General features: G+C 51.7%; 5 protein-coding genes. 2 read left to right on the top strand and 3 right to left on the bottom strand.

Features of this window, described 5'->3' with window-relative positions; genetic code table 11:
- On the bottom strand, positions 1-429 hold a 429-nt coding region (locus ACYQ2W_RS25445), incomplete at its 3' end, for a nucleotidyltransferase domain-containing protein (RefSeq protein WP_459873723.1).
- 429 nt (positions 430-858) lie between these two features.
- Between ACYQ2W_RS25445 and ACYQ2W_RS25440 the strand changes: the two genes are divergently transcribed.
- On the top strand, positions 859-1,926 hold the full coding sequence (locus ACYQ2W_RS25440) for a ParA family protein (RefSeq protein ID WP_459873721.1): 1,068 nt from the start codon (positions 859-861) through the stop codon (positions 1,924-1,926).
- Positions 1,926-2,600 (top strand): hypothetical protein, encoded by a 675-nt coding sequence (locus ACYQ2W_RS25435; RefSeq protein ID WP_459873719.1) that lies wholly within the window; start codon positions 1,926-1,928, stop codon positions 2,598-2,600. Before ACYQ2W_RS25440 ends, ACYQ2W_RS25435 begins: the two co-directional genes overlap by 1 nt.
- Positions 2,601-3,116: 516 nt before the next feature.
- Here the strand turns inward: ACYQ2W_RS25435 and ACYQ2W_RS25430 are convergent.
- Together ACYQ2W_RS25430 and ACYQ2W_RS25425 are read right to left on the bottom strand one after the other, a co-directional pair.
- The gene (locus ACYQ2W_RS25430) at positions 3,117-3,413 is read right to left on the bottom strand and encodes a type II toxin-antitoxin system RelE/ParE family toxin (protein ID WP_459873717.1); all 297 of its coding nucleotides are present in this window, start codon (positions 3,411-3,413) and stop codon (positions 3,117-3,119) included.
- A complete protein-coding gene (locus tag ACYQ2W_RS25425) occupies positions 3,410-3,634 on the bottom strand; it encodes an addiction module protein (RefSeq protein ID WP_459873715.1) in 225 nt (74 codons plus the stop codon). The genes ACYQ2W_RS25430 and ACYQ2W_RS25425 overlap by 4 nt, the downstream gene beginning before the upstream one ends.
- Between the last annotated feature and the right edge of the window lie 359 nt (positions 3,635-3,993).

Here is a 3,993-nt window from a genome sequence, read left to right as displayed (position 1 = left end):
GAACTGCGAGCGGTGGCCGTCATAGAGCACCACCCCCTCGTTCATGATGTCGCAGAAGAAGTACTGCCCCATGCGGATCTCGTGGTTCACCTCCTTGTGGGTGTGGACCAGCAGGGTCACCGGCACCCGCCCGGCGATCGCCTGAAGCTCCCGCTCCAGCCGCGCCCACAACCCCGCCCGCTGGACCAGGAAGGGCTCGGAGACCACCACCAACAGGTCGTAGTCCGAGAAATAGCGGTGGATCGGGTCCTCGACCCAATCCCCGCGGGTGTAGCTGCCGAAGAGCACCAGCCAGTCGAGGGGGACGGTCGAGCAGAGCACCTCCTTGATGCGTTCGAGCTGATACCGCTTCGCCTCCGGGAGATGGTCGAGGGTGTTGGTGAGGCAGCGAGGCGCCTTGTCGGGGGGATCGGAAGGGACGGTGGTCATGGCGTGGAGACTGAAGCAGCCGTGTTGTTTTGCACAGTATCGAGAGATTGCCGAGGGCTTTCAAGGCTGGAAGGTCAATTTCCTCTGTAGTCTGACAAGCTGTACGAAATTTCCTAATGCCCCGCCAGCATGAGCCTACAATGGCATAATTTGGAAAAAGAGTGATAACAGGATGAAATGATTGAGAATATGGGTAATAATCCGTGGCCATGAGGAGCGCGCTATGCGACGAATAAGCCATCGTGGCGTTATAGGCGACATTTCAGTCGCAATTCTCGGAGCGGGTATTTCGTAAAATAGTGGGATAAATTACTGTTGAGAAAACGAGATATTGATGTGGCCGAATCAGCGCTGTGGGTGATGACTGGCAGATGGGCCGCCGAATAGTAGTATGGCTAAGAAATAGTCCAGCAAAAGAAAGGGCATTAAATGACCAAAATCATCACTTTGTACAACCATAAAGGTGGTGTTTCCAAAACCACTACCACGTTCAATTTGGCTCACTATCTGTCTCAGAATGGCAAGAAGGTTCTTGCGGTAGACGCTGATCCTCAAGCCAACCTTACAGAATTAATGCTTGCTCCCCTAATCGCAGAACTTGACGAGAGGGAGCGAGAGACCGGGGAAAAATATGAACTAGAGGGCACAAGTCTCCTAGAACTGTTAAAGCCGCGAATTGATGGTGATATTTCTGAGATAGATATTTCAAACGTCGCAACCATCAACGTCGCCGATAATCTGAAATTGTTGCGAGGTGATGTAAATCTTAGTTCGATAGAAGATTCGCTTGCGGAAGCGCACATCCAGAGATTTTCAAATAAAACCCACGAGAAACGGACCTATGTGGCAATTGGTGATCTTCTGACGAGATACGGGCAATCTCACGGCATTGACTATGTTCTTATAGATGTAGGCCCTAGTTCGGGAGCATTGACCAGAGCATGCTTTTTGTCGTGTGACGGCTATTTCGTGCCGACAGCGCCGGACAGATTCAATGTGCAAGCAATTGGAACCCTCTCTACGATCATCAATAAATGGATTAAAGAGCATAGGCAGGTTTTTAACGAGTTTAGTGAGATCGGGTTGCCAATAAGAGAAGGTTTGCCGCAATTTCTTGGGGTAATTCTTCAGAATTTTAAGATTCGAGGCGGGAAACCAAAGCCCACCTATCAAATGTGGATGGATAGAATTCCAAAAAAAGTTGAAGCTGCTCTGTTTCCTTCGATTAGTCAGTTCAATTGTGATGGCAAAGATCTTACATCTGGATTGCGGGATGCAGACATTGTTGTTTCACAAATCCGGGACTTTGAAGGTCTCGCACCTATAATGCAGGAGTGCGGAAAAGCAATGTTTGATATAACAATTGATGACACTAGGGCAACAAATGAGAAAGGTACTGCATGGTCTGGAGTAGCCTGGAGTCAAGCGGAAGAACGCAAGGCTAACTATAAGGATTGTATTGCGCAATTGGCAGCAAACTTAAAAAGGTTGCTGTAATGCGCATAGAGCTCAAATCCTATATTGTTGCATTCATAGATCTGTTGGGGTTCTCGTCAATGGTTACACGCGATTGCGAAACTCCAAATGGAGAGCAAAAATTTATTGAGTCTCTGTATGAATGCTACGTGGAAACAAAGAGCCTTAAAAAAGACTACCCGGACCTTCAGTTGATTCAATTTTCAGACTCTGTTGTCTTTGCGCTTCCTTACTCCATAGAGAACTACATATCTCTTGTCAAGTTAATATCAAGCTATCAGTATAACCTTCTGAGCAAAGGCATATTGTGTAGAGGTGGTGTGTCGTATGGGAAGCACTTTTCGACAGAAGATTTTCTCTTCAGTAATGGGATGATTGAAGCTTATAGGTTGGAGTCTCAAGTTGCGAATACGCCAAGAGTAGTTATTGGTGATGAGTTGCTGGAATTGGTGAATCCAGAAATCAGAAAGAAGAAGGTTGGCCTGCCTCTTATTAGAGAACGTGATGGCTTGTGGCTTATAAACTATCTGAGTGGGCAGGCCTCAGGTCAAGTTTGGCAGTATATTTCAAAAATTGTCCCAGAACAATTAAGCGAATCCCCTTCGATTAGAAATAAGCAGGTTTGGCTGATTGACTTCTATAACCATGCGTTTCCCGATGATGCGCGTGTGGCTCTTCCGAACTTTTCGCAATGAAAGCCATAACAAAGAACAGGTGGGACACCCAAGCTAAGAAATGGCCAGAACACGCAGGACAACATGACCTCCCTGGAATAGAAGTGTTGCTATGAGATGGCGGTAGGCGCAGAGGTCTTCGGCGTTGGTGTGGCGGACAACGGACTCGTAGAGACGCCGAGGAATCTTTTGTAGGGAGGGAGACTGAGGAGGTGTTCGGAGAATTTACGAGAGAAGGGCCTTGCACGCGGAAAGGCTGGGAGATCGTTGGTAACCGAGCGTTTTGCACGTCGCTCGAAGAGTGTGGGCTGCGCCGACCAAGCCTTTGAAGGGACTCTCGAAATTACCCGCCAGATAGAGCCAGTTCTTCGGTTCGATGCGCAGGCGTTCGAGGATCGGTGGTAGATCGGATGAAATGGCGCCGCGAGGCTCGGGGTCAGGTCTTTCCTTTTGCCTTCGGCAAAAGAAAAGACCCCATAATTCTCAAGAAACGACCGATGCTATTGGCAAGCATCCCGCCCCCTCACCGCTCACCGCTCACCGCCGATCCCTCCAGTAAAACGGTCGCCGTTTCTGGTGCGCAACCGCCAGCACCCGGATCTCACCCGGTCGTACCGAGTACATCAATGAATACGGGAACTGTGCCATGCTTTTTGCCCTGACTCGCCCCCGTATCAGTGGCGCCGCTTCCGGGAACTCGGCGAGGGTACCGAGCGTTCGCTCGATTTCTTCGATGAACAACGTACCCAGCCCCGGACTCTCCAGGTCGTAGAAATCAGCCGCCTCGTTGAGCTCCACCTCGGCGGACTCGTGAAACGTAACCCTTCGGCTCATTTCCGCCGGGCTCTGGCGCGGGCCAGTACCTCGTCGGCAGGGACGGCGGTTGCACGCCCCTGGTCCAACTCTTCATCCCGGCGATGGGCCTCTTCCGCCCACAGCGCAGCAACCTGCGCCTCGCTCATCGAATCGAGGCTGCTCAGTAGCGCCCTCGCCAAGGAGGCACGCGCCTCAGGCGGCAGGCGCAACGCCTGTTCCTGAATCTCTTCAATACCCATCGCTTCACCTCCGCTATCCGCAACGGCTTATCGCGTTGCGCTCCACAAGAACCCCGCGCATAACCGGGACACCCATCGTAAATCGAGGCGCGGGGTATTTCCTTTTGCCTTTGGCGAAAGGAAATACCTCATTATTTCCTGGGAACGACTGATGCTATCGGAACGCCTCCCGCCCCTTCACCGCCGATCCCGCCGGCAAAACGGTCACCGCTTCTGGTGCGCAACCGCCAGCGCCCAAACCCCGGAGCCGAGCCCGATACCCGCGAAGAACCCAACACGGCCCCTCCCCGGTAACCCGCAGCGGGGCCGTCGATGAAGACTGGCCCTACTTCAGACCGACCCTCACTCTCCGTTCACCC

Source organism: Endothiovibrio diazotrophicus, assembly GCF_054657215.1.
This window is presented reverse-complemented; position numbering and strand designations above follow the sequence as displayed.